This window comes from Winogradskyella poriferorum (genome assembly GCF_050618035.1).
In the GTDB taxonomy this organism is placed as follows: Bacteria; Bacteroidota; Bacteroidia; order Flavobacteriales; family Flavobacteriaceae; genus Winogradskyella; species Winogradskyella poriferorum_A.
This window is the reverse complement of record NZ_JBODPY010000102.1, coordinates 1-240: the sequence shown is the minus strand read 5'-3', so window position 1 is coordinate 240 and position 240 is coordinate 1. Positions and strand designations below refer to the sequence as shown.

General features: G+C 45.0%; 1 protein-coding gene. It reads right to left on the bottom strand.

All coding sequences use genetic code 11. From position 1 onward, the window contains the following. Positions 1–240, bottom strand: a 240-nt coding sequence (locus tag ACRHOC_RS15085) for an NAD(P)-dependent oxidoreductase (protein ID WP_431159435.1), incomplete at both ends; no start/stop codon positions are given.

Sequence of the window (240 nt, the reverse complement as noted above, 5' to 3'; positions counted from 1 at the left end):
TAACGGATGTGATAGATGAACCGTTATCACTGTATTTGATCAGTTTCTCAGCAACTTCATAGCCGATGTTTTCCTGTGCTTCCATTGTTGAGCCACCGACATGAGGTGTTAGGAAAACATTGTCATATTCACGAAGAGGAGAGATGAATTCGTCGTTATTCGTACGCGGCTCAACCGGGAATACGTCAACCGCAGCACCGAGTAAACGGCCTGAATCTAACGCTTTGCAAAGATCGTCTA